The organism is Polaribacter uvawellassae (assembly GCF_039748955.1).
GTDB lineage: Bacteria > Bacteroidota > Bacteroidia > Flavobacteriales > Flavobacteriaceae > Polaribacter > Polaribacter uvawellassae.
This window is the reverse complement of the sequence record NZ_JBDIZN010000003.1, coordinates 213468-237666: the sequence shown is the minus strand read 5'-3', so window position 1 is coordinate 237666 and position 24199 is coordinate 213468. Positions and strand designations below refer to the sequence as shown.

General features: G+C 29.5%; 24 protein-coding genes. 14 read left to right on the top strand and 10 right to left on the bottom strand.

Translation table 11 applies throughout. The features are described 5' to 3' along the window. Positions 1-2: 2 nt before the first annotated feature. Entirely contained in the window at positions 3-584 is a 582-nt protein-coding gene (locus ABDX67_RS08255; RefSeq protein WP_347174516.1) for a non-canonical purine NTP diphosphatase, read from the bottom strand. A 282-nt stretch (positions 585-866) separates the two neighbouring features. Between ABDX67_RS08255 and ABDX67_RS08250 the strand changes: the two genes are divergently transcribed. Then, entirely contained in the window at positions 867-1670 is an 804-nt protein-coding gene (locus ABDX67_RS08250; protein ID WP_347174515.1) for a helix-turn-helix domain-containing protein, read from the top strand. Positions 1671-1672: 2 nt separating this feature from the next. Here the strand turns inward: ABDX67_RS08250 and rlmH are convergent, their stop codons facing one another. Next, the gene (gene rlmH, locus ABDX67_RS08245) at positions 1673-2146 is read right to left on the bottom strand and encodes a 23S rRNA (pseudouridine(1915)-N(3))-methyltransferase RlmH (protein ID WP_347174513.1); all 474 of its coding nucleotides are present in this window, start codon (positions 2144-2146) and stop codon (positions 1673-1675) included. Positions 2147-2261: 115 nt separating this feature from the next. Here rlmH and nadC point away from each other — a divergent pair, with 115 nt between their 5' ends. From nadC to folE, 7 genes are all read left to right on the top strand, one after another. Further along, on the top strand, positions 2262-3119 hold the full coding sequence (nadC, locus tag ABDX67_RS08240) for a carboxylating nicotinate-nucleotide diphosphorylase (RefSeq protein WP_347174512.1): 858 nt from the start codon (positions 2262-2264) through the stop codon (positions 3117-3119). A gap of 68 nt (positions 3120-3187) precedes the next feature. Continuing rightward, positions 3188-3553: a copper resistance protein NlpE gene (locus ABDX67_RS08235; RefSeq protein ID WP_347174511.1), complete on the top strand. Its 366-nt coding sequence runs from the start codon at positions 3188-3190 to the stop codon at positions 3551-3553. A gap of 11 nt (positions 3554-3564) precedes the next feature. Further along, positions 3565-4137: a pentapeptide repeat-containing protein gene (locus ABDX67_RS08230; protein ID WP_347174510.1), complete on the top strand. Its 573-nt coding sequence runs from the start codon at positions 3565-3567 to the stop codon at positions 4135-4137. Between the two features lie 141 nt (positions 4138-4278). After that, positions 4279-4641, top strand: a complete 363-nt coding sequence (locus tag ABDX67_RS08225) for a four helix bundle protein (RefSeq protein ID WP_347174509.1) — start codon at positions 4279-4281, stop codon at positions 4639-4641. 86 nt (positions 4642-4727) lie between these two features. After that, the gene (locus ABDX67_RS08220) at positions 4728-5672 is read left to right on the top strand and encodes a YihY/virulence factor BrkB family protein (RefSeq protein WP_347174508.1); all 945 of its coding nucleotides are present in this window, start codon (positions 4728-4730) and stop codon (positions 5670-5672) included. Positions 5673-5783: 111 nt separating this feature from the next. Further along, on the top strand, positions 5784-7445 hold the full coding sequence (gene hisS, locus ABDX67_RS08215) for a histidine--tRNA ligase (RefSeq protein WP_347174506.1): 1662 nt from the start codon (positions 5784-5786) through the stop codon (positions 7443-7445). Positions 7446-7534: 89 nt separating this feature from the next. Beyond that, entirely contained in the window at positions 7535-8230 is a 696-nt protein-coding gene (folE, locus tag ABDX67_RS08210) for a GTP cyclohydrolase I FolE (RefSeq protein WP_430438125.1), read from the top strand. Positions 8231-8284: 54 nt separating this feature from the next. On the opposite strand, the gene ABDX67_RS08205 is transcribed toward folE, so the two are convergent. After that, a complete protein-coding gene (locus ABDX67_RS08205; protein WP_347174504.1) occupies positions 8285-8809 on the bottom strand; it encodes a hypothetical protein in 525 nt (174 codons plus the stop codon). Positions 8810-8957: 148 nt separating this feature from the next. On the opposite strand from ABDX67_RS08205, the gene ABDX67_RS08200 reads away from it, so the two are divergent. From ABDX67_RS08200 to ABDX67_RS08190, 3 genes are read left to right on the top strand one after another with little or no spacing between them, the layout of a single operon-like run. Then, positions 8958-9521 (top strand): RNA polymerase sigma factor, encoded by a 564-nt coding sequence (locus ABDX67_RS08200; RefSeq protein WP_347174503.1) that lies wholly within the window; start codon positions 8958-8960, stop codon positions 9519-9521. Beyond that, positions 9490-10098, top strand: coding sequence for a HEAT repeat domain-containing protein (locus tag ABDX67_RS08195; protein WP_347174501.1), 609 nt, complete (start codon positions 9490-9492; stop codon positions 10096-10098). Before ABDX67_RS08200 ends, ABDX67_RS08195 begins: the two co-directional genes overlap by 32 nt. 2 nt (positions 10099-10100) lie before the next feature. Beyond that, on the top strand, positions 10101-11057 hold the full coding sequence (locus tag ABDX67_RS08190) for a DUF4097 family beta strand repeat-containing protein (RefSeq protein WP_347174500.1): 957 nt from the start codon (positions 10101-10103) through the stop codon (positions 11055-11057). A 67-nt stretch (positions 11058-11124) separates the two neighbouring features. Here the strand turns inward: ABDX67_RS08190 and ABDX67_RS08185 are convergent, their stop codons facing one another. The 5 genes from ABDX67_RS08185 to ABDX67_RS08165 all read right to left on the bottom strand — a co-directional run bounded on the left by ABDX67_RS08185 (position 11125) and on the right by ABDX67_RS08165 (position 16527). Continuing rightward, positions 11125-11343 carry a hypothetical protein gene (locus ABDX67_RS08185; protein ID WP_347174499.1) on the bottom strand — a complete coding sequence of 73 codons (219 nt, stop codon included), beginning with the start codon at positions 11341-11343 and terminating at the stop codon, positions 11125-11127. Positions 11344-11349: 6 nt separating this feature from the next. After that, positions 11350-14682 (bottom strand): preprotein translocase subunit SecA, encoded by a 3333-nt coding sequence (secA, locus tag ABDX67_RS08180; RefSeq protein ID WP_347174498.1) that lies wholly within the window; start codon positions 14680-14682, stop codon positions 11350-11352. 159 nt (positions 14683-14841) lie between these two features. After that, positions 14842-15063, bottom strand: a complete 222-nt coding sequence (locus ABDX67_RS08175; protein WP_347174497.1) for a DUF2795 domain-containing protein — start codon at positions 15061-15063, stop codon at positions 14842-14844. A gap of 90 nt (positions 15064-15153) precedes the next feature. Continuing rightward, entirely contained in the window at positions 15154-15729 is a 576-nt protein-coding gene (locus ABDX67_RS08170) for a cob(I)yrinic acid a,c-diamide adenosyltransferase (RefSeq protein WP_347174495.1), read from the bottom strand. 24 nt (positions 15730-15753) lie between these two features. Beyond that, positions 15754-16527, bottom strand: coding sequence for an O-methyltransferase (locus ABDX67_RS08165; protein ID WP_347174493.1), 774 nt, complete (start codon positions 16525-16527; stop codon positions 15754-15756). 134 nt (positions 16528-16661) lie between these two features. Between ABDX67_RS08165 and ABDX67_RS08160 the strand changes: the two genes are divergently transcribed. Both ABDX67_RS08160 and ABDX67_RS08155 read left to right on the top strand, forming a co-directional pair. Next, positions 16662-17408 (top strand): polysaccharide biosynthesis/export family protein, encoded by a 747-nt coding sequence (locus ABDX67_RS08160; RefSeq protein WP_347174492.1) that lies wholly within the window; start codon positions 16662-16664, stop codon positions 17406-17408. Positions 17409-17413: 5 nt separating this feature from the next. Further along, positions 17414-19909, top strand: a complete 2496-nt coding sequence (locus tag ABDX67_RS08155) for a polysaccharide biosynthesis tyrosine autokinase (RefSeq protein ID WP_347174491.1) — start codon at positions 17414-17416, stop codon at positions 19907-19909. 53 nt (positions 19910-19962) lie between these two features. Here ABDX67_RS08155 and fumC read toward each other — a convergent pair whose 3' ends face one another. Further along, positions 19963-21360, bottom strand: coding sequence for a class II fumarate hydratase (fumC, locus tag ABDX67_RS08150; RefSeq protein WP_347174490.1), 1398 nt, complete (start codon positions 21358-21360; stop codon positions 19963-19965). 158 nt (positions 21361-21518) lie between these two features. On the opposite strand from fumC, the gene ABDX67_RS08145 reads away from it, so the two are divergent. After that, positions 21519-21692 carry a hypothetical protein gene (locus ABDX67_RS08145; RefSeq protein ID WP_347174489.1) on the top strand — a complete coding sequence of 58 codons (174 nt, stop codon included), beginning with the start codon at positions 21519-21521 and terminating at the stop codon, positions 21690-21692. 74 nt (positions 21693-21766) lie between these two features. On the opposite strand, the gene ABDX67_RS08140 is transcribed toward ABDX67_RS08145, so the two are convergent. After that, positions 21767-24190, bottom strand: a complete 2424-nt coding sequence (locus tag ABDX67_RS08140) for a TonB-dependent receptor (protein ID WP_347174488.1) — start codon at positions 24188-24190, stop codon at positions 21767-21769. Between the last annotated feature and the right edge of the window lie 9 nt (positions 24191-24199).

The window sequence follows — 24199 nt, the reverse complement described above, 5'->3', positions numbered from 1 at the left end:
ATTTAGGTTTTATTTTTTATTAAAAAACGCACTAATTTTTTTACAGCAATTCCTCGATGAGAAATGGTGTTTTTTTCTTCTGATGTCATTTCTGCAAAAGAAGAATTAAATCCGTTTGGTTTAAAGACTGGATCATAACCAAAACCTTTTTCTCCTTGTTTTTTTGTTAATATTTCGCCATTGCAAATTCCTTCAAACAAAAACTGTTTGTTGTTTAAATTCAACGCGATTACTGTTTTAAATTGTGCTTTTCTGTTCGGTTTATTTTCTAATTCAGATAATAATTTTTGCATGTTTTTTTCAGAATTATTTTCTATTCCTGCGTATCGAGCAGAATAAACTCCAGGTTCGCCATTTAAACTTTCAACTTCTAAACCTGTATCATCAGCAAAACAATTGTAGCCAAATTTTTCTGTAATATAATCTGCTTTTAGCTTTGCATTTCCTTCTAAAGTTGTTTCAGTTTCTTCAATTTCATCAAAGCAATTGATATCACTTAAACTCAATAATTCAATTGAATCTGGTAACATTTTTTGAACTTCGGCAAGTTTATTAAGGTTATTTGTAGCGAAAACAATTTTCATAGACTTCGTGTAATTAAATGCAAATGTAAACAAACCTAAATTCTGTGAAAAGAAATTAAGTTATATTCGCAATAGGGAATTATAATTCTAAAATTTCGAAATCAATAAGTAAAATTAAGGTTGTTTTTTGTAGAATTTATTTTTTTTAATTTTATTAAAAAATATCTGAATGCGTTGATTTTATTGATTTGTCGTTTAAATGTCGGGTTAAAAATGATTCAAAAAATTTGTAAACTTAATTTGGTAAACTAACATTGCATGGAAATTAAAAATATACTTGTAATGAAACAACCAGAATTAGGAAAGAAGATTTTAGAGCTTCGTAAGCAAAAAGGATTTACCCAAGAAGAATTGGTAGAACAATGCAATATCAATGTTCGAACAATTCAACGAATTGAAGCCGGAGACGTTTCTCCTAGAAGTTATACCATAAAAGCAATTTTAGAAGTGCTAGGTTGTAACTATGAGGATGTTATTGAAGACGAGTATGTTCCAGGGAAATTTGATAAGATTTTAGGAATCAATCCTAATAAAATTTACAAGCAACTAAATACAGCTTGGATTTTCGGAATTGTTTATTTTATACTTGGTTTTATTGAGTTTTCAATAGAGTTTTTGAAAGATTATTTTGATAATATTGTATTTTACAACACCTTTTATATTGTACTAAAATTAATAGTTTTAGTTTCTTTCTTTTTCTTAATAAGAGGATTTGTCATTACTGGTTCTTTGTTTAAAAATTATTTGCTTCAAATTATTTCAATTTTATTAATTGCGTTAACGCTATTTTCAACTATTTCAGATATAACAACGTTGTTTGTTTTTGAAGATTTTATAGGTTTATTTAGAGCATCGATATTATTAACATTCGGGGTTTTAAGCATATTTTTTGGAGTTGCAAATTTAAGATTGAAAAATCAATTAGGAGATATTGCAAACTATACAGGAATTGCAGAAATTGTAACTGGAGTTTGTTTTTTTACAATATTATTAGCGCCAATCGGAGCTTTTACCTTAATAATTGTAGAAATTTTAGAAATTATCTTGATTTATAAAGTTGCTTCTACAATTAAAAAAAGTGCTTAAAATTATTCATGATGATAAGGTTCATTTTTTAAAATAGTAAATCCTCTGTAAAGTTGCTCAACAATAAATAAACGAATCATTTGGTGGGAAAATGTCATTTTTGATAATGATATTTTTCCACTTGCTTTTTTATAAACTGCGTCAGAAAATCCGTATGGTCCGCCAATTACCAAAACTAATTGTTTGATTCCTGAATTCATTTTCTTTTGTAAATACCTAGAAAATTCAATAGAAGTAAACTGTTTTCCTTTGTCATCTAACAAAACCAATTGATCGGTGTTTTGCAATTTACTTAAAATCAATTCGCCTTCTTTTTCTTTTTGCTGAACTTCACTTAAATTCTTTACATTTTTAATATCAGGAATTATTTCTAATTCAAATTTGATATAATGTTGCAAACGTTTTTGATAGACATCAATTAATTGAAGTAAATTTTTATCATCCGTTTTTCCAATGGCAAGAAGTTTGATTTTCATGATGTAAAATTACGAATTTGTAATTATCAATTGTAATTTTTCATCATTTTAAAATCATAATTTGTCATTCGTAATTCCTAATTAAAATGTTATTTTTACAGTACAAAACCATTTTATGATATCACAACAACAATTTGAAACCGAATTAAAAATCATTATTACCAATGCCATTCGTGAAGATGTTGGAGAAGGAGATCATACATCTCTTTCTTGTATTCCTGCGGATGCAAAAGGAAAAGCAAAATTATTGGTAAAAGAAGGCGGAATTATAGCCGGAGTCGAATTTGCAAAAATGATTTTTAAACAAGTTGATGCAGATTTACAAATTGAAACCTTGATAAACGACGGAGAAAAAGTACAGTTTGGAGATATTGTTTTTTACGTTTCAGGACGTTCTCAATCTATTTTAAAAGCAGAGCGGTTGGTGTTAAATTCTATGCAACGTATGAGCGCAATTGCTACAAAAACACGTTTTTTTGCTGATTTATTAGAAGGAACAAAAACAAAAGTTTTAGACACTAGAAAAACAACACCGGGAATTAGAGCCATCGAAAAATGGGCGGTTAAAATTGGTGGCGGAGAAAATCATCGTTTTGCATTGTATGATATGATTATGATTAAAGACAATCACATCGATTTTGCTGGCGGAATTACAGCGGCAATCAACAAAACAAAAGCATATTTATCAAAAAATAATATTGATATAAAAATTATTGTAGAAGCAAGAAACTTAGAAGAAATTCAAGAAATTCTAGAATGCGGCGGCGCTTATAGAATTTTAATTGACAACTTTAATTATGAAGATACTCGTAAAGCAGTTGTCTTAATTGGCGATAAATGCTTAACTGAATCTTCTGGTGGAATTAACGAAAAAACCATTAGAAAATACGCAGATTGTGGTGTAGATTATATTTCTTCTGGTGCATTAACACACTCGGTTTATAATATGGATTTAAGTTTAAAAGCGATTTAAAACACACTAAATATCGTATTTTTAAATAGTAAAAAATTAGAATTAATAATTAAAAGTAAATGTAAAAAATGAAAAAAGCAATAGGAGTTTTATTATTAATTAGTGTTGTTTTTATGTCTTGTAAAACAACTAAAACAGAAAGTGTTGTTGGCGTTTATAAAGGAATGTTTCCTTGTGCAGATTGCGAAGGGATTGATAATATTTTAACCTTAAATGAAGATAAAACATTTGTATTAGAAACTATTTATTTAGGAAAAGAAGGAGCTAAAACTTTTACCAATAAAGGATACTACAAAGTAGATGATAAGCAATTAAGATTGCTTGATAAAAGTGCTTTTAAATACCAAATTGAAGATGATTATTTAGAGCTTTTAGATATTTCTGGAAACAAAATAGAAAGTCAATTAAATTATAAATTAATCAAACAAAAATAGTTTTATCTCTTATGATTAGTAATTATTTTGATAGTGAAACCTATTCAAAAATTGATTTCACAAAAACTAATATCAAAAAAGGAGAATATGACAATTGTACATTTACAAATTGTAATTTCGAAAATGTGCATGCTTCTAATATTCAGTTTGTAGAATGTGAGTTTATCGATTGTAATTTTAGCAATACTGTTGTAAGACACAGCGCTTTTAAAGATGTTCAGTTTATAAGCTGTAAAATGATTGGCGTTAAATTTAATGAATGCGATTCGTTTTTATTACAGCTAAGTTTTAATGCGTGTCAGTTAAATTTCTCTTCGTTTTATCAATTAAAGATTCCGAAAACATCATTTAAAGAGTGTAATTTAGACGCTGTAGATTTTACCGAAACGGATTTAAATATGGTTTTGTTTGAAGATTGTGATTTAAAAAACGCAATTTTTACGCAAACCAATTTAGAAAAAGCTAATTTTATCACTTCGACGAATTTTTATATCGACCCAGAAAATAATCGTTTAAAAGGAGCGAAGTTTTCTAAAGAAAATATTGTTGGGTTGTTGATGAAATATGGTGTTGTGATTGAGTAACAAAGAAGCAAAGGCTCAAAGTTGCAAAGAAGCAAAGACACAGAGTTACAATGAAAAATGAAACAAGAATTTAGTGTAATGCAAACCTTTGCAACTACGTTTAACTTTGAACCTTTGTACCTTGTTTAAAGAAAAAAAGAGATGAAAACGTTTAGAGATTTATTAGTTTGGCAAAAATCGATGAATTTTGTTACGGAAATTTATAAAACATCTAAACAGTTTCCAAAAGACGAAAACTTTGGATTAACTTCTCAAATTAGAAGAAGTGCAGTTTCAATTCCGAGTAATATTTCTGAAGGTTATGGTAGAGAAGGAATGAAAGATTATCTTCGTTTTTTAAATATTGCAATGGCTTCATTATTTGAGTTACAAACTCAATCAGAAATTGCTTATAATTTAGAATATATAAAGAAGGAAAAATTTGATAATTTATATGAATTATCAAGAGAAATAGAAAGAATGTTATCAAGTTTTATAAGAACTATTAAATCAAGAAAAACCTAACTCTAAACCTTTGCAACTCTGAACCTATTTTTAACTTTGAACCTTTGAACCTATTTTTAACCTTTGAATCTTTGCACCTTTAAAAAATGACAAAAGAAATAGAAGACAAACTTGAGCAAATTCCCATTATTAATATTTTGGTGCGTTTTGGTAAAAAGATAAAAATTCCTGGTTTAGAAGGAATGTCTTTATACGATCTGCTAGAAATGTATGTAATCGGAATTGTAAAAGGCGCATTAACAACACGTGCTGGCGGAATTGCATATAGTTTTTTTATGGCAATTTTCCCGTTTCTATTATTTGTGTTAACGTTAATTCCGTATATTTCTATTGATGGTTTTCAAGAAGGATTGATGTCTTTAATTTCAGAAATTTTACCACCAAAAACCTTTGAAGCAAGCGAGTTAGTAATTCAAGATATTTTAGTAAACCAACAAGCAGGATTGTTGTCTTTTGGATTTTTAGTTTCCATTTTTTTAATGACAAACGGCGTAAATGCAATTTTTGGCGGATTCGAATATTCGTATCACGTAAAAGAAGTGCGAAGTGTTGTAAGAGCGTACATTATTTCATTAGGCGTTTCTTTAGTAATGGCTTTTTTCTTAGTGATTACTGTAGCGTTAACTATTTTTTATCAAATAGGATTAGGTAAATTGCAAGAGCGTGGTTGGTTGGGCGATGATATTTTTTGGTTGCAGATTGGAAAAGGTTTTTTATTTGTTACCATGGTTTTTACCATTGTTTCTATGTTGTATCATTTCGGAACAAAATCTGGGAAATACTCTAGTTTCTTTTCTCCGGGTGCTATTTTTACAACTCTTTTATCCATTTTTATGTTCTATTTATTTAGCATTTATGTAACTGAATTTTCTAAATACAACGAGCTGTACGGTTCAATCGGAACGCTTTTAATATTAATGATATTTGTGTGGTTAAACGCCATTATTTTGTTATTAGGATTCGAACTTAACGCAAGTATTTATAGTTTAAGACGCAGAAATAAAACCTTTACAACTCCCAAAAAATTATAACTTTTTCACGATATTTGCCGCGACAATTAACAATTATCAATGAAAAATAATAATTGGTAAATGATTACAGATAACTGAACACTGATAATTGATAACTGAACACTGAATTATATGAAACCAAGCATCCCAAAAGGAACAAGAGATTTTTCGCCAACAGAAATAGCCAATCGTAACTATATTTTTAATACGATAAAAGCTGCTTTTGAAACTTTCGGATTTCAACCCATAGAAACACCAAGTTTTGAAAACTCTTCTACATTGATGGGAAAATATGGTGAAGAAGGCGATCGTTTGATTTTTAAAATTCTGAATTCTGGGGATTATTTAGGGAAGTATAATAGAGTTTTACTTGATGTAATAAGTTTATCTGTGGATGCTCATTATGAAAGAGTTAAATCTATTAGAAGTTCATTTGAAGTTGTAAAATATAAAGAAGAATTTCTTAGTATATTTTCTCAGTTTTTTAGAGAAGCAAATCAAAATCTATTCGATGATGAAAAAGTTTCAGGAAAAGAATTGATAAATGATTTATGGACGTTTTTAATTGATAACACTGTTTCTACTGAAGAAAAGAAGAATGAATTTTTATCAAAGAAAAAAGAAGAACTTGAGTTTTATAAAGTAGCTATTTTTGGAGATTTTTATTATAGATTAAAACCACAGTATTTAACAAGTCAAATCTCCGAAAAAGCATTACGTTACGATTTAACAGTTCCTTTTGCACGTTATGTTGTACAACACCAAAACGAAATTACATTTCCGTTTAAACGCTATCAAATTCAGCCAGTTTGGAGAGCCGATCGTCCACAAAAAGGACGTTTTAGAGAGTTTTATCAATGTGATGCAGATGTTGTTGGAAGCAAATCTTTATGGCAAGAAGTTGAGTTTATTCAGTTGTACGATTCCGTTTTTAGTAAGTTAAACTTACATGGAACGACTATCAAAATTAATAATAGAAAAATATTATCTGGAATTGCAGAAGTGATTGGCGCAAAAGATAAATTAATCGATTTTACCGTTGCGTTAGACAAATTAGATAAAATCGGAAAAGACGGCGTTATCAAAGAAATGCTATCGAAAGGAATTACAGAAGAAGCGATTGAAAAAGTGAGTCCGTTGTTTGATTTTTCTGGCTCAAATACAGCTAAAATAAGTTCATTGGAAGGAATGTTACAAACATCCGAAGAAGGAATAAAAGGAGTTGAAGAATTGCGCTTTGTATGTAATTCTATTGAAGAATTAGGATTGCAATCGGCAACTTTAGAAGTTGATGTAACGTTAGCAAGAGGATTGAATTATTACACCGGAGCAATTTTTGAAGTTGCTGCACCGAAAGAAGTAAAAATGGGTTCGATTGGCGGCGGCGGAAGGTATGACGATTTAACAGGAATCTTTGGAATGCCAGATGTTTCTGGAGTCGGAATTTCGTTTGGTTTAGACAGAATTTATTTGGTATTAGAAGAATTGGGTTTGTTTAAAACTGTTGATTTACCAAAGCCAAAAGTATTGTTTGTCAATTTTGGAGCAGCGGAAGCTTTGTTTTCGATGAAAGCAATTACAGAATTGAGAAAAAATAATATCAAATCAGAATTGTATCCAGACAATGCAAAAATGAAAAAACAAATGAATTACGCCAACAAACGCGAAATTGAATTTGTTGTAATTGTTGGATCACAAGAAATTGAAAAAAATGAATTCACGTTAAAAAACATGAATTCTGGAGAACAAACTACTTGTTCATTATCAGAATTGGTAGAAAACCTGAACTCTTAAAAACAATTATAGATTCATAGTTTTAATTTATAGAGAAATTAAAATAATACGTTGCAAACACGTAAATTTGCAAACTAATACAGAAAGAAATGTTTGAAGTGAATAGCAAAATGAATGACGAAAGAGTTGAAGAAATAGGAGAGAACCACGTTGGTACATCGGCAAAAACGCCATTACGAGACGATGCGTTTGCTATTTCTAACGAAGAAAAAATTAATAGAATTCAAGAAAGTGTAAAAGATATTTTACAAACTTTGGGAATGGATTTAACAGACGATAGTTTACAAGGAACTCCGAAAAGAGTTGCAAAAGCGTTTGTAAATGAATTGTTTATGGGATTAGATCCAGCAAACAAACCAAAAGCATCTACTTTCGAAAATAATTACAATTACGGAGAAATGTTGGTAGAGAAGAATATCGTTGTGTATTCTACTTGCGAGCATCATTTATTGCCAATTATTGGTAGAGCGCATGTTGCCTATATTTCTGACGGAAAAGTAATTGGTTTGTCAAAAATGAACAGAATTGTAGAATATTTTGCAAAAAGACCACAAGTTCAAGAGCGTTTAACCATGCAAGTTGTACAAGCAATGCAAGAAGCTTTAGGAACAGAAGATGTTGCTTGTGTTATTGATGCAAAACATTTATGTGTAAATTCTCGTGGAATAAAAGATATAGAAAGTAGTACGGTAACTGCTGAGTTTGGTGGAAAGTTTAAAAATAAAGATACCAAACAAGAGTTTTTAGATTACTTAAAAATGAATACAGATTTTAAGAATATGTAAAAGTTTTCTTTTAAAAATATAATGACGCCATTACTAAAGTAGTGGCGTTTTTGTTTAAAAGCTATAACCAACACTTAGATTGAAAATATTTCCAACTAGTTTTAAATCTTTAAATGGATTGTTTTTATTTAAGTCTTCAATAACGTAAATTCTACTAAAAACGTTTAAGCCAGTTTTAAAGAAAAGATGATTTTTGGATTGATATTTATATCCAATTTTTATACCTCCATAAATAATTGTCTCTTCGTCGTTTGTTTTTTTTGTATTAGAGTATGTAGCTCCAATACCAATTTCGAAATGATTATTTTTATGTAATCCAGTTGTTAGATTAAAATACAATGGAATTGAATAGCTATTAACGTCTTTTTTTTGATTATCAAAACCAAAACCAATTGTTGAGTTGAAGTAAACAGTATTACTTGTAAATAACATTCTGTCGTAGTTTATTGAGAAAGGTTTAAGTGATAAACCACCAACCTCAAAGTAAATAGCATTTTTATTTGGTTGAATAAAGTTTTCTTTATCTGTCTGCGAAAATAGAGAGGTAGTGAAAAAAAATAATAATATAAATTTCTTCATTTTTATGATGTTTTAACAAGTATAACGTTTTTAATCTGTTTTATTTATTTAGTAATAAAAATAATTGAAAATCTTTTCCTACTTTTTGAGACACAAATACTTTTCTTACGTTATAAAGATGTAAGGTTAACCAAACAGTATCTTTTTTTTGAATCAAAAAGACATCATACAAAAATGTAAACAAAACGATTACGCAGCTCAAATTGAGGTGTATAATGAATATAAGAATTTGTTGTACAATAGTTGTTATCGGATTTTAAAAAGTAAAGAAGATGCAGAAGATTTGGTGCAAGATGCTTTTATAAAAGGATTTGAAAAGATACATCAAGTACATAATGACGTGAATTTAGCGGCTTGGTTTCGGCGAATTGCTATCAATTTGTGTTTTGATAAAATTAGAAAAGAGAAAAACATTTTTTCTTTAGATGATTCTAAAGAAATAGCAACAGAAACAGTAGAAATTGAGTTTGAGAATGCAGAAGAAATTTCGATAGATTTCATCAAAGAATGCATTAGTAAATTAAAAGAAAAATATAGAGTAATAGTAGTGTTGTATATGATTGAAGAATACAATCATAGAGAGATTTCTGAAATTTTGAAAATCAACGAAAGTACTGTTAGAAATCAGTATGCAAGAGGTAAAAATCAATTGATAACTATGTTACAAAAACATCAAAACAATGAATTTAAAAGAACACATACAGCAACATAAAAACGAATTTGATTCGGAAAAAATGTCAGCAGCATCAGAAGTTCTTTTCAAAAAGAAACTTCAGGCAGAATTGCATCAACCAAAAAAACCTAAAGTAGTGTATTTGCGTTTTATTGCTGTCGCAGCAAGTATTGTGTTGGTGTTGTCTATTTTCTTTTGGAATCAGAATTCAAATGAACTAACAAAAACATCAGAAGTGTTGGCTTTTTTGAATAATGAATCAGCCGGAAAACGTTTAGAAGGTGTTTATAAATTTGAAGATGAATTTAAAAAAGAAGATTCAAAAATAATTAACACATTAATTAAAATTTTGCATAATGACGCAAATGCAAATGTGAAAATTGCCACGATTGATGCGTTGTTAAAATTCCCATCAAATGACAATGTAAGAACCAATTTAATTACCGCTTTAGAAAAGGAGAAAACTCCGTTAGTACAAATAAAAATCATTAAATCGTTGAGCTTTTTAAGAGAACATCGTGCACAAAAAACTCTTGAAGAAATCATCAATAATGAAGAAATATTTCCAATAGTTAAGAGTAATGCAACCTTAGCTATCAACCAATTAAAACAATAATCATGAAAAAAATAATCACAGTAATAGTTGTTGCATTATTGGCTGTTTTGTCAGTAAATGCACAAGAGAAAAAAATTAAATTTAACAAAGGAACTTTAAATATATGTTCTTCTAAAAACTTTAAAATAGAAGGTTATAACGGTACTGAAGTAATTATAAAAAGTTTGCATGAGAAAAGAAATATTAAGATTTCAAACCTTACTTATACATATAATTCTAATTCACAATTAAAAAAAAATAGACCACTTATAGGGAAAATTTCTTCTAATAATGCAAGAGTATACAAAACTGATAGTTTAATTGTTTCGGGCTCTCGAAATGTTTTTTTTGCTAGAACAAATGACAGTAAAAAGGAAGGATTGAAAAGATTAGGGAAGAAGCAAGAAAATAAAGATTTAGGAATTTATTTTGCCATTGAAGAAAAAGAAGGAGAATTGATTTTTAAAGATGTAACAAATGGTCAGTTTGTAATGCTGAGCAATGAAAGTTATTTAATTAAAATCCCGAATTCAATTAAGTTAAATTGGGACACAAGCAATTGCAAAAAAGGAAGTAAAACTCAAGCTATTTTTTATTCAAATAAAACATCTTCATTGTCAAATTTTAACGGAGAAGTTGAGTTGACAACATCATTAAATAATTTAAAATTGACTGATGTAACTGGTCCAGTTTCTATCAATTCAATTGGAGGAAATGTTACAGTGATATTTGACAAAAAACTACCTTTAAAATTGTATTCTGTTTACACAAATAATGGTTTTATAGACATTACAATGCCATCGAATTCTGATGTAAATGTAGAAGCAAACGCAGCAGCAGTTTATAGCAATTTAGACTTTAATGTGTTACAGGATAGCGAATCTGATGGTCTGCAACACATGAAATTAAAATTAAAACGCGGAAAAGTAAAAATGAAACTAGAAGCTGGTTTTGGAACTGTTTACTTGAGGAAAAAATAAAATAAATTATTCATAATAAAAAAGCCGATGTAAATACATCGGCTTCATTGTGTTTTTATAGAAAAAATTACTTTTTAAATCTTTTAAATCTTTTCAATCTTCCAATTCCGCTGTATAAAATCAACCCACCAAAAAACAAGTTAAATAAAATATAAACAGATTTACTTTCCGTTTTTAAAGAGAAAATTAGGTAGTAAATTTCTTGCTCATTAAAAATGGCATAAAAACCTTTGATAACAAAACTGATACCGACAATGATATAAATATACGGAATTGCTTTTTTCATTTTTAATTATTTTACCAAAACCCATTCTCCTTTTTCTATCAAAGGAATGGCTTGTTTGTATTTTACTACTTTTTCTTCTCCAGACATTACATTTTTAATGGTAACACGCTCATTTCTTCCAATTTTTGGTTGTTCTCTAACAATTGTTTCAATTGGTTCGTTTTGTTGTTGTCTAGAATTGCTAATTGCTTGTTCTGTACTATTTTGAACATCAGCTTTACTCACATTTAAACGTTCTCTTTTTTGTTGACGCGCTTCAGAAATACTTCCTTGATTCGGAATTTCTCCTTTAAACAAGAAGGATAAAACTTCTTTATTTACGTCGTCAATCATTTGCTTAAACAATTCAAACGCTTCAAATTTATAAACTAATAACGGATCTTTTTGCTCGTACGATGCATTCTGAACAGAACTTTTTAATTCGTCCATTTTACGTAAATGCGTTTTCCAATTCTCGTCGATTATAGCAAGTGTAATATTTTTTTCAAAATCCTTAACCAATTCTTTTCCTTCAGATTCGTATGCTTTTTGTAAGTTGGTTACAACTTGTAAACTTTTTACGCCATCAGAAAACGGAACTACAATTCGCTCATATTTATCGCCTTCGTTTTCATACACATCTTTAATAACAGGAAAAGCAGCTACCGCATTTTTAGCAATTCTGTCTTGATAATGTGCATAAATAGTTTCATACAATGTATCAATTAATGCTTGTTCGTCCATAGATTCAAACTCTTCTTCCGAAAATGGAGAAGTCATTGAAGAAAAACGAATCAATTCAAACTCAAAGTTTTTAAAATCTTTTAATGGTTTGTTTTGACTAACAATAGCTTGACAGGTATCGTAAATCATGTTTACAATATCAATTTTTAAACGATCTCCGTCTAAAGCATGTCTTCTACGTTTGTACACAAACTCACGTTGTGCATTCATAATATCGTCATATTCTAACAAACGTTTACGAATACCAAAGTTGTTTTCTTCTACTTTTTTCTGCGCTCTTTCAATAGATTTGGTAATCATAGAATGCTGAATTACTTCTCCTTCTTTTAACCCCATTCTATCCATCATTTTTGCAATTCTATCAGAACCAAAAATACGCATCAAATTATCATCTAAAGCAACATAAAACTGTGTTGAACCAACATCTCCTTGACGACCAGCTCTACCACGTAATTGTCTGTCAACTCTACGGGAATCGTGTCTTTCTGTACCAACAATTGCCAAACCACCAGCTTTTTTTACTTCTTCGGTAAGTTTAATGTCTGTACCACGACCAGCCATGTTTGTTGCAATGGTTACTTGTCCTGGTTTACCAGCTTCTGCAACAATGTCTGCTTCTTTTTTGTGTAGTTTTGCATTTAAAATATTGTGGTCAATTCCACGCATTTTTAACATTCTACCCAATAATTCAGAAATTTCAACAGAAGTTGTACCCACTAAAACAGGTCTTCCTTGCTCCACTAATTTCACAACATCTTCAATAACAGCATTGTACTTTTCTCTTGTAGTTTTATAAACTAAATCTTCTTTATCATCTCTTTGGATGGGTTTATTTGTTGGGATTTCTACAACATCTAATTTGTAAATCTCCCAAAGTTCGCCAGCTTCTGTAATCGCAGTTCCGGTCATACCAGAAAGTTTGCGATACATTCTAAAATAATTTTGAAGTGTAACTGTAGCAAAAGTTTGCGTTGCGTCTTCAATTTTTACATTTTCTTTAGCTTCAATTGCTTGATGTAATCCGTCAGAATAACGACGACCGTCCATTATACGGCCTGTTTGTTCATCAACAATCATTACTTTATTGTCAATTACTACATATTCTGTATCTTTTTCGAATAAAGAATACGCTTTTAATAATTGATTCATGGTGTGAATACGCTCACTTTTAATGCTAAAATCTCTGTATAATTCTTCTTTTATTTTTGCTTTTTCTTCGGTTGAATTATCACTTTCATCAATCTCACCAATTTTTACACCGATGTCTGGTAGCACAAAGAAATTATCATCGCTAGTTTTTCCTGATAAATGAGAAATTCCTTTGTCTGATAAGTCAATAGAGTTGTTTTTTTCTTCAATTACATAATATAATTCTTCATCTACTTCTGGCATCAACTTATTATTGTCTGCCATGTAAATATTTTCTGTTTTTTGAAGAATTTGTTTGATTCCTTCTTGCGATAAAAATTTAATTAACGCTTTGTTTTTAGGAATTCCACGGAAAACTCTTAGTAATAAGAAACCGCCTTCTTTTGTATCGCCAGCAGCAATTAATTTCTTAGCTTCGGCAAGAACTCCAACTAAGTATTGTTTTTGAAGTGTTACAATATCTGCAACTAAAGGTTTTAGTTCGTTAAACTCGTGTCTATCACCTTGTGGAACAGCACCAGAAATAATTAATGGTGTACGAGCATCATCAATTAAAACAGAATCTACTTCATCAATAATTGCATAATTTGGTGCTCTTTGAACCAATTCTTCTTTTGTGTGCGCCATATTATCACGCAAATAATCAAAACCGAATTCGTTATTTGTTCCGTAAGTTATATCTGCATTATATGCTTTTCTACGTGCATCAGAGTTTGGTTGATGCACATCAATACAATCAATACTTAATCCATGAAATTCTAAAATTGGTCCCATCCAAGCAGCATCACGTTTTGCTAAATAATCGTTAACTGTAACAACATGAACTCCTTTTCCGGTTAATGCATTTAAGTAAACTGGTAAAGTAGAAACTAACGTTTTTCCTTCTCCAGTCATCATTTCTGCAATTTTTCCTTGATGCAAAACAGAACCACCAATTAACTGAACATCATAATGAATCATGTCCCAAGTTATTTTTTGTCCAGATGCGTCCCAAGTATTTGACCAAACAGATTTATCTCCTTTTAAAGTTACGTTTTCTTTAGTTGCAGAAAGTTCTCTGTCAAATGGAGTAGCGGTAACTTCTATTTCTGTATTGTTTGTAAATCTTTTTGCAGTTTCTTTCATTACAGCAAAAGCTTCTGGCATTATTTCAAGTAAAACCGCTTCAGATGCTTCATACGTTTGATCTTTTAATGTATCAATTTCTGCATAAATTGCTTCTTGTCTGTCAATATCTGCGGATAAAGCTTCTTGTTCTAATTCTGATATTTTTGTTTCAAAAGAATTTGTTGCTTCTTTTATTTTAGATTTAAATTCGTCTGACTTCGCCCTTAATTCATCGTTTGATAAATTGCCAATTACTTCTGCAAAAGCGTTAGTTTTTTCAACGATTGGTTGTAATAATTTTAAATCTTTTTGTTGTTTGTCTCCAACAAATATTTTAAAGACAGAGTTTAATAAGCTCATTGTATGTGTTCTATTTAAAATTCAATTTTATAAACTGAATATTGATTTATAATTAGTTGATAATAAATAAGTTGATATTTATTGACAGCAATTACAATTTAGTGTTAAATGTAAACAAAAAAAAAGCCTCGATTGAGACTTTTTTGATGTAATTTTTTGTTAATATTCATCTTCGTTCCAAAGATAATCTTCTTCAGTCGGATAGTCTGGCCAAATTTCTATAATAGAATCATAAGCATCGCCTTCATCTTCAATTTCTTGTAAGTTTTCTGCAACTTCTAAAGGTGCTCCTGTTCTAATAGCGTAATCTATCAATTCATCCTTTGTTGCTGGCCAAGGTGCATCTGCTAAATAAGATGCTAATTCTAGTGTCCAATACATTTTTAGTAGAGTTTAATTTTCTGCAAAAATAATTTTTTTATTCAGAAAACCAAGTTTTTTTTGATAAATCTGTCAATAAATTAAAAGAACTTATTTTTCTTTTTCAGGAATCCACGGGGTTTCCTTAACTGATAAGTCTTTAGACAACTTTCGTGCCAATACAAATAGGTAGTCAGAAAGTCGGTTTAAATATTCTAAAATTGCAGGATTAACGGTTTCGTTTTCATTTAAGGCAGTAACTAATCTTTCCGTTCTACGGCAAATGCATCTAGCAATGTGACAGAATGACACGGTTTGATTCCCTCCAGGTAAAATAAAATTTGTCATTTGAGGTAATTCTAAATTCATTGTGTCAATTTCTTGTTCTAATGTTTCGACATTTTTTGAAGTAATTTTCGGAATATTCAAACGCTCTTTACCACTTTTTAAGATTTCTTTTTCTGGCGGAGTTGCCAACATTGAACCCAACGTAAATAGTTCGTTTTGAATTCTAATTAAAGAATCGATAGCGTTTATATCAATATTTTGATCTCTAACTAAACCAATATATGAATTTAATTCATCTACAGTTCCGTAAGATTCTATTCTTAAATGATGCTTTGGAACTCGAGTTCCGCCAAATAAAGCTGTAGTTCCTTTATCGCCAGTTTTAGTGTAAATTTTCATAAGATAAAAGTACAAATTAACTAGTTAAATTCTAATGATAAAATGCTCTTTTTCTTGTTCTTTTCTAAAAAATAAAATTCCCCATTGAAAAGTATCAATTGTAACTTTTACTTTAGGATGTTTTTTTATTTCCTCCCAAGCAGCTTCCATTTCTTTGCTCCAATGAATGTCGTCAAAAATAAAAAAGCTTTCATTATGTATAAATTGAAGACAATGATGAAAATAGTCTAAAGTTGGTTCTTTTTGATGATTTCCATCAAAATAAACCATATCTAAAGAGTTTTTAAATGATAGTTCTGGTAAGGTTTTGCTAAATTCACCCGTTATCAAATCAATATTTTTAAAAGAAAATTTTTCGAATTGCTTTTGTGCAATTTCGGCTGTGTTTTTACAACCTTCAAGAGTTGTAATTTTTGCAGTTGGATTTCCAAGGTGAATTGCTGAAGTTGCAATTCCGAGAGAAGTGCCAATTTCTAAAACAGTTTTTGGGTTGAAATATTCAGAAATACCACATAATAAATTTGCTCTTTTATGAGTTATCCCTGCGTATTTAGCAATTTTATTGATAGGTCTTAAATTACTTTTAAAAATTTTAGATCCTGCGCCAAAATCTGTAACTTCAATTTTAATCTTATTAGTTAAAAGACTGTTTCTGTATGATTTAAGGGTGTTGTTTTTTAAAGAATTCTTTTTTTTATAAAAGCATTTTGTTGTTAAATCAAAGACAAACGGAGAATGTATTCCGTGTTGATTTGAAGATTTAATTATAAACTTTATATAAGAAATTACTTTTTGCATAGAAATAATAGCAAAATTAAAGGAAAATTATAGGAAGAGCGATATAAAAATTATATTTTTGGTCAGTAATTATATTTTGATTTATGCTTAAACGATTTTTCGTACTTCTCTCTGTGTTATTTTTGGCTTCATGTGTGCCATATAAAGATTTAATTTATTTGCAAGGTGAGCCAATTACTAAAAAAAATATTTACAAACTCAACAACGAACCTTATCGCTTACAGGTTGATGATGTATTATCTATTGATGTAAAAGCAGAAGATGAAAAATATGTTGCACTGTTTAAGAAGTCGAATAATGTAAATCAAACAGCTAGTATTATCAACGGAGGTTTTGAGAATGGAGCAACTGCACTGTTTGGTTATAGAATAGATAGACATGGTAATATTAGACTGCCAAGAATTGGAGAAATTAATGTATTAGGATATACCACAAAAGAGGTTCGTTTAAAATTAGAGGAAGAAATTTTAAAATATCTAACAGACAAAGAAAGTTTTTTTGTTTCTGTTAATTTAACTGGAATTAAATATACAATATTAGGTGAAATTAATAATCCAGGACCAAAGGTTATTAATCAGAACAGAGTTAGTATACTAGATGCTATTTCAAATTCTGGAGATATAACTATTACAGGAAATAAAAAGAATGTTGAACTTTGGAGAAATACAATAAATGGCAGAAAAAAATATGTTTTAGATTTAACAAAAGCTACTATTTTTGATTCTGAAGTTTTTTACATTCAACCAAATGATTATATAAATGTTGTTGCTTTAAAACAAAAATCTTGGGGAACAGGTACTACAGGGTTACAATCATTAACTACATTAGTTTCTATTTTTACATTAGTTACATCTACTATTTTATTGGTTAGAAATTTATAAAATTTATGAGTAAAAAACCTTCATATGATAATAACCTACAGCAAAACTCCATAGATATAAAGCTTTATATTTTTAAAGTTTTAGCATATTGGAAATTATTTCTTGTAGCTATTATTATTGGACTTATTGTAGCTAAATTTATAAATGGCTATAAAGAAAGAAGATATAGTTTAAGCACTACAATTAGTGTAAAAGAAGAAAATAATCCATTATTTTCAACAGGAACTAATATAGCTTTTAATTGGGGCGGGGAAAGTAATGCTGTTGGTACTGTAAAAGTTATACTTGCATCTAGAACCCATAATGAAAAGGTGGTAGATACATTACAGTTCTATATTGATTATTTAAAAGAAGGTAAGTACAGAAAAGAAGATGTGTATGGTAATACGCCTTTTAAAATAAAAATAGATTTAGATAAGCCACAGATATATGGTAAGTTTATTAAAATAGAAGCGGTTAGCGAAGATAGATACAGAGTCTCATTTGATTTTAATGAAAAAGGGAATGATTTATTGGTTTCTTACACTAGCGATATTAAAGAAAAAGAAACAGGTAATCTTATTACTTCATATAATACTGATGAAATAAATTTCTCTAAAGAGTATAATTCAGGTGAGAAAATCAGCACACCTTTTTTAAACTTCACAATTAATTCTCTTGATGAAATGTCACCTGGAGATTTTTACTATATAAGATTTAATAATTTTGATAGTACAGTTGGTCGCTATAGAGGTGTTAGGGTTTCAGATTTAACTGATGGTGCTTCAATTCTTAAACTTACACTTCAAGGGGTAAATAAAAATAGAATTGTAGACTATTTAAACATGTCTGTAAAGGTTTTAGAAAAAGACAAAAAAGCTGCCAAAATTGCTTACGCACAAAACACTAAAAAATATATAGATAATTTATTTGATAAAGAATCTGATAGTTTAAAGGTATTGGGGAAAGCATTAAGTAGGTTTAAAAAAAATAATAACATTTATAATCTTTCTGCCCAAGGAACTACAATTTTAGAAGAAATTACAAGTATAGATCAGGAAAAAAGAGTTGTTACAAATAATATTGAATCTTTAGATAGTTTAAGGAACTATTTAATAACACATAAAAGATTTAATGATATTCCAGTTCCAGCAATTACTCAGATTGCAGATGGTAAAATTCCTCAAGAAATTGGAGAACTAATAAGTAAAACTACTGTTAGAGAAAAATTAAGAGGTCAAATAACTGATAATCATCCAGATATAATTGCTTTAGATAATGAAATAATAACTACAAAAAATATTCTTCTAGAAAACATTAGAAGTTTACGAATAACGCTCGCTAACGATTTAAAAAAAATCAATAAAAGACAACAGGTTACTTTAGGTAAACAAAAAACTTTACCAGAAAAAGAACAAGGTTTAATTGCTTTTGAGAGGAGTTATGAAATGTCAGAAGCTAATTATAGTTATTTAAAGCAAAAAAGTTATGAAGCAGGAACTGCAATTGCAGCAAATGTTTCTGATGTAAAAATAATAGATACAGCTAAAGATTTAGGTAATGGGCCAATTTACCCAATACCAAGTTTTAATTATCTATTAGCCTTATCTATAAGCATAATTTTACCACTTTTTTATATTATTATTGTTGAAATACTCGACAATAAAATACATAGTGTAGAGGAAATTGAAAGTTCTTATGCTATTCCTGTATTAGGCGTTGTTGGTAGAAACGATTGGAGAAATAATTTAGCGGTATTTGAAAGACCAAAATCTTCTGTTGCAGAATCCTTTAGAGCATTAAGATCAAATATCCAATTTTTATTTAGCACCAATAAAAAGAACCCTAATTCTAAAACATTATTACTTACTTCTTCTGTAAGTGGAGAAGGAAAAACAATGATATCTATTAATATGGCTTCTGTATTTGCACTTAGTGGTAAAAAAACAGTATTAGTTGGATTGGATTTAAGAAAGCCAAAAATATTTCCTGATTTTGATTTAAGTAATGAAAGCGGAGTCGTTAATTATTTAATAGGTCAAAGCAGTATTGAAGATGTTATTAGCAAAACACACATTCCAAATTTAGATTTAATTTTATCAGGTCCAATTCCGCCAAACCCATCAGAATTATTAATTAATGATAAAACTGATGAGATGATTAAGTACTTACAAGGTAAATATGATTATGTAATTATAGACACACCACCAATTGGTTTAGTTTCTGATGCTTTAGAATTATTTAAATATTCTGATGCAATTATTTATGCAATCCGTCAAAATTATTCAGAAAAAGGAATGATGAAAATGATTGATGATAAGTATAAAAATAAAGAAGTATCAAATATTAGTTTTGTCTTAAATGATTTTTCTACGCAAGGAAAATATGGATACGGTTATGGTTACGGTTACGGATATGGCTACGGTTATGGTTATGGAAAATATGGTAATGGTTACCACGAGGAAGAGGTAAAAGAAAGTTTTTTTACAAAAATAATTAACTTAATTAAGCCTAAGGCTTAAGAAAATAAAAAAAGACCATTTAAAAAATGGTCTTTTTTTTCTATAACTTGAATTTATTTTAGATTTCCAATCATTTCTTCTGGTTTTACCCATTCATCATATTGTTCTGGAGTTACATAGCCTAGCCGAATAGCTTCTTCTTTTAGTGTTGTTCCGTTTGCGTGTGCTGTGTTTGCAATTTCTGCCGCTTTGTAATATCCAATTTTGGTATTTAATGCAGTAACTAACATCAAAGAATTATTTAATAACTCTGTAATTCTTGTTTGATTTGGCTCTATTCCTACAGCACAATTTTCATCAAAAGATTTACAAGCATCTCCAATTAATTGTGCAGATTGTAAAACGTTTGCAGCCATCATTGGTTTAAAAACATTTAATTCGTAATGTCCTTGTGTGCCTCCAATAGTTACAGCAACATCATTTCCCATAACTTGTGCACAAACCATTGTTATTGCTTCAGCTTGGGTTGGATTGACTTTACCTGGCATAATTGAACTTCCTGGTTCATTTGCAGGAATCATAATTTCTCCAATTCCAGATCGTGGACCAGAAGCCATCATACGAATATCATTTGCAATTTTATTTAAAGAAACAGCTAGTTGTTTTAACGCTCCATGGGTTTCTACAAAAGCATCGTGTGCAGCTAAAGCTTCAAATTTATTTTCTGCTGTAACAAAAGGCATTCCAGTAAATTCAGCGATATATTTTGCAACTAAAACATCGTATCCTTTTGGTGTATTTAATCCAGTTCCTACTGCAGTGCCTCCTAAAGCTAATTCAGATAAATGTTCTAAGGTGTTATTTAGTGCTTTTAATCCGTAGTTTAATTGTGCAACATAACCAGAAAATTCTTGTCCTAAAGTAAGTGGAGTAGCGTCCATTAAGTGAGTTCTTCCGATTTTTACAACATCCTTAAAAGCTTCTGATTTTGCCTGCAAAGTATCTCTTAATTGCATAACTCCAGGAATGGTTGTTTCTACAATTTTTTTATAAGCGGCAATATGCATTCCAGTTGGAAATGTATCGTTTGATGATTGTGATTTATTTACATCATCGTTAGGTTGAATAGTTTTTTCTCCTTCACCAATAATATTTCCAGCGATTTCGTGTGCTCTGTTTGCAATAACCTCATTGCAATTCATGTTTGATTGCGTTCCAGAACCAGTTTGCCAAATTACTAATGGAAATTGATCGTCATGTTTTCCTTCTAAAATTTCATCACAAACCTGAGCAATTAAATCTCTTTTTTCTGACGCTAGAACTCCTAAATCACAATTAGCAAAAGCAGCAGCTTTTTTTAAGTAAGCAAAACCGTAAACAATTTCTAATGGCATAGAAGCAGCAGGGCCAATTTTAAAGTTGTTTCTAGAGCGTTCTGTCTGTGCTCCCCAATATTTATCAGCAGGAACATTTACTTGTCCCATCGTATCTTTTTCTATTCTGTATTTCATCTTTTGTGTTGTTTTTTTACTACTGCAAAATTACTAAAAGTATCACAATCAGTTATCAACAAAAAGGAAAAATACTTGTTTAAAATAATTTTTAATTATTAGTGTAAATTGAAAATATGTATTATTTTTGTAGTATTAATTATTTTAAAGAAACACAAATGTTAGATTTTTCAGAATTTTCAGGATTTTTATTATTCATGTTTATTTTTACAGCTGGTTTTTGGTTGTTAATTTTCTTATTAACGTTTGTTGTTCCTTACTGGATTGGTGGTACAATTTGGGAAAATATGAAATTAAAGAAAGAAGCAAGAAAAGCTGCTGATAAAGAGTAGTTTTTTAAACAATATTAAATAAAAAAGGGTTTGCAAAATGCAAACCCTTTTTTATGAACTAAAGTATTTAAAAATTACTTTCTAAATCCTTCTCCACCTTCTTCAAAGTCATCATTTTGTTGTTGTCTTTGTTGTCTTTGATTTTTCTTTTGATTAAAACGATATACAAAACTTAATGATACTTGTCTCTGTCTCCACTGCATTTCTCCGTAAGTTGATGAGTTTGGAGTATAAGAATATCCTTTACGTTTTCTAGAGTTTAAAACATCACTAATGTTTAAAACCATTGTGCCATTATCTTTAAATAAATCTTTACTGAAAGCTAGGTTTGCACTAAAAATCCCATCACTTGTGCTTTGAGCATTTTTTTGTCCACCTCTATAAGACATAGTTGTTTGCCATTGAATATTAGCAGGTAATGTAATTCTTGAATTAAATCTAGCATTCCAGTTAGAATCTTTATTTCCAAAATCTATATTATTATATTCTCCTACTGTTTCAAATCCATAAAAGTTAAAACTACCGGAGAAATTTACTTTTTTAGAGACACTATAGTTGGAGTTTAATTCAAATCCATATCTGTCTTCTGATGATAAGTTAACCGGAGATCTAACAATTACAGGAACTCCATTTACAAAATCTCCTCTTTCTTGACTGATAAACTGATAAACACCAGTTGAATGTCGATAATAAATAGAAGAGTTTAACATTAATTTATCCCATTTCTTTAAATAGCCTAAATCAAATGAATTAGTAAAAGTAGGATCTAAATTTACATTTCCTTTAAAAATATTTGTTTCTGAACTTCTAGACTCAAATGGGTTTAAAAAATAGGATCTTGGTCTTCTTAACCTTTTGCTGTAACCAAGTGTTACACTTTCATTTTCTGACAATTCGTATCCTAAATTTACAGTTGGAAATAACTGAGAATACGATTTATTATAATTTTCATTGGTTGTAATTAAGTTAATTTGTTGATCTGTTAACTCAGCTCTTAAACCAACTAAATATGAAAATTTATCAACTTTTTTTCCGTACTGACTGTATAAAGCGTATACATTTTGATTGAAATCTAAATTGTTAGATGGATCAAATTTTGGGTCAGAATATGGTACTGCTGGTGAGTTTTTATAATCTGAATTAGAAGTATTTAAATCAGCTTTATAACCTAATTCAAATTGCGAACCATCTTCTTTTGGAAAAACATAGTCAATTTGAAAAAGTTTTCTAACTGAGTTTTGTATCGTGTTATTATCTTCTACAAAAGCATTATTTTGAAAAATACTCCCAGTTTCGTCTTGATCACTTTTACTGTATTGTAAATCGATTGTTAATTTTTTCCCAGTTGGACTTAATCTATTAGTATAGTTAAGAGAATACTGAATTGATTTTGAATCAGATAATTCATTCTCGTTTCTTGTTCTTGTATCTGTTAAGGTTTTATTTGCATCAAAAATTTCTACATTATTTGACGTTGTATTTTCTCCGTCAGATTTTCTGATAACAACATTTCCTAAAAGAGAACTATTATCATTTATGTAATATTCTAATCCAAAGCTAGAGTTAAAACCTTTTCTAAGTCTATTGTTGTTTCTTAATTCATCAAGATACCCCGTAATACTGCCAGAATTATCAAAATAGGTAGAATTGTTAATACTTTTCCCTGGTCCGTTTCTGTAATTATAACCAGTGTTGGTAAAGATGTTGAACTTTTCTGTTCTATAGTTTAGGTTTGTAGAAATTCCATATTGAGTTGGATCTCCAATTGTTGGGTTGATTGAACCGTTAAATCCAGTAACTTTTCCTTTTCTTAAAATGATATTTAAGATTCCAGCTGTTCCTTCTGCATCATATCTAGCAGACGGAGAAGTAATTACTTCAACTCTTTCAATTGCATCTGCAGGTAATTGGCGTAAAGCACTTGTACCATCTAAACCAACTAAAGAAGAAGGTTTTCCATCAATTAAAATTCTAACATTTTCATTTCCTCTTAAACTAACATTTCCTTCAACATCAACACTTACAGATGGTACATTGTCTAAAACATCAGCAACGTTACCACCTTTAACAGTCATGTCTTTACCAACATTATATATTTTTTTATCTAAACGAATATCTACTGTAGATTTTTCTGGGATAATAACAACTTCATCCAACATTTCTCCATCTTCAGATAAAATTACGGTTCCAAGATTGATGTTTTTATCAATAGTTCTATTTTTAAAACTTACTGTTTTAAAAGAAATAAATTCAACACTTATGTCGTATGTTCCACCTGCAATTTTGATGTAGAATTCACCTTTTCCATCTGTAATTCCGCCACTTAATTTATTGTCTTTTAAGCTTTTTAAAACAACAGTAGCATATTCTAAGGGTTGTTTCGTGTCTTTATCAATTACTTTACCAGAAACAGCATACGTTGCAGCTTGAGTTGGTCTTTGCGCGTAAATTGCCGATATACTTAACAGGCAAATTAAAACTAAAATAGATTTTTTCATCTGATTGAT

Coding starts and splice junctions, on each gene's coding strand:
- ABDX67_RS08170 (WP_347174495.1), bottom strand. CDS start 15,729: ATGAAAATTTACACTAAAACTGGCGATAAAGGAACTACAGCTTTATTT.
- ABDX67_RS08205 (WP_347174504.1), bottom strand. CDS start 8,809: ATGAAGAAATTTATATTATTATTTTTTTTCACTACCTCTCTATTTTCG.
- ABDX67_RS08145 (WP_347174489.1), top strand. CDS start 21,519: ATGTTAGATTTTTCAGAATTTTCAGGATTTTTATTATTCATGTTTATT.
- folE (WP_430438125.1), top strand. CDS start 7,535: ATGTTTGAAGTGAATAGCAAAATGAATGACGAAAGAGTTGAAGAAATA.
- ABDX67_RS08140 (WP_347174488.1), bottom strand. CDS start 24,190: ATGAAAAAATCTATTTTAGTTTTAATTTGCCTGTTAAGTATATCGGCA.
- ABDX67_RS08195 (WP_347174501.1), top strand. CDS start 9,490: ATGAATTTAAAAGAACACATACAGCAACATAAAAACGAATTTGATTCG.
- rlmH (WP_347174513.1), bottom strand. CDS start 2,146: ATGAAAATCAAACTTCTTGCCATTGGAAAAACGGATGATAAAAATTTA.
- ABDX67_RS08155 (WP_347174491.1), top strand. CDS start 17,414: ATGAGTAAAAAACCTTCATATGATAATAACCTACAGCAAAACTCCATA.
- ABDX67_RS08175 (WP_347174497.1), bottom strand. CDS start 15,063: ATGTATTGGACACTAGAATTAGCATCTTATTTAGCAGATGCACCTTGG.
- secA (WP_347174498.1), bottom strand. CDS start 14,682: ATGAGCTTATTAAACTCTGTCTTTAAAATATTTGTTGGAGACAAACAA.
- ABDX67_RS08230 (WP_347174510.1), top strand. CDS start 3,565: ATGATTAGTAATTATTTTGATAGTGAAACCTATTCAAAAATTGATTTC.
- hisS (WP_347174506.1), top strand. CDS start 5,784: ATGAAACCAAGCATCCCAAAAGGAACAAGAGATTTTTCGCCAACAGAA.
- ABDX67_RS08165 (WP_347174493.1), bottom strand. CDS start 16,527: ATGCAAAAAGTAATTTCTTATATAAAGTTTATAATTAAATCTTCAAAT.
- ABDX67_RS08220 (WP_347174508.1), top strand. CDS start 4,728: ATGACAAAAGAAATAGAAGACAAACTTGAGCAAATTCCCATTATTAAT.
- nadC (WP_347174512.1), top strand. CDS start 2,262: ATGATATCACAACAACAATTTGAAACCGAATTAAAAATCATTATTACC.
- ABDX67_RS08235 (WP_347174511.1), top strand. CDS start 3,188: ATGAAAAAAGCAATAGGAGTTTTATTATTAATTAGTGTTGTTTTTATG.
- ABDX67_RS08225 (WP_347174509.1), top strand. CDS start 4,279: ATGAAAACGTTTAGAGATTTATTAGTTTGGCAAAAATCGATGAATTTT.
- ABDX67_RS08250 (WP_347174515.1), top strand. CDS start 867: ATGAAACAACCAGAATTAGGAAAGAAGATTTTAGAGCTTCGTAAGCAA.
- ABDX67_RS08255 (WP_347174516.1), bottom strand. CDS start 584: ATGAAAATTGTTTTCGCTACAAATAACCTTAATAAACTTGCCGAAGTT.
- ABDX67_RS08185 (WP_347174499.1), bottom strand. CDS start 11,343: ATGAAAAAAGCAATTCCGTATATTTATATCATTGTCGGTATCAGTTTT.
- fumC (WP_347174490.1), bottom strand. CDS start 21,360: ATGAAATACAGAATAGAAAAAGATACGATGGGACAAGTAAATGTTCCT.
- ABDX67_RS08190 (WP_347174500.1), top strand. CDS start 10,101: ATGAAAAAAATAATCACAGTAATAGTTGTTGCATTATTGGCTGTTTTG.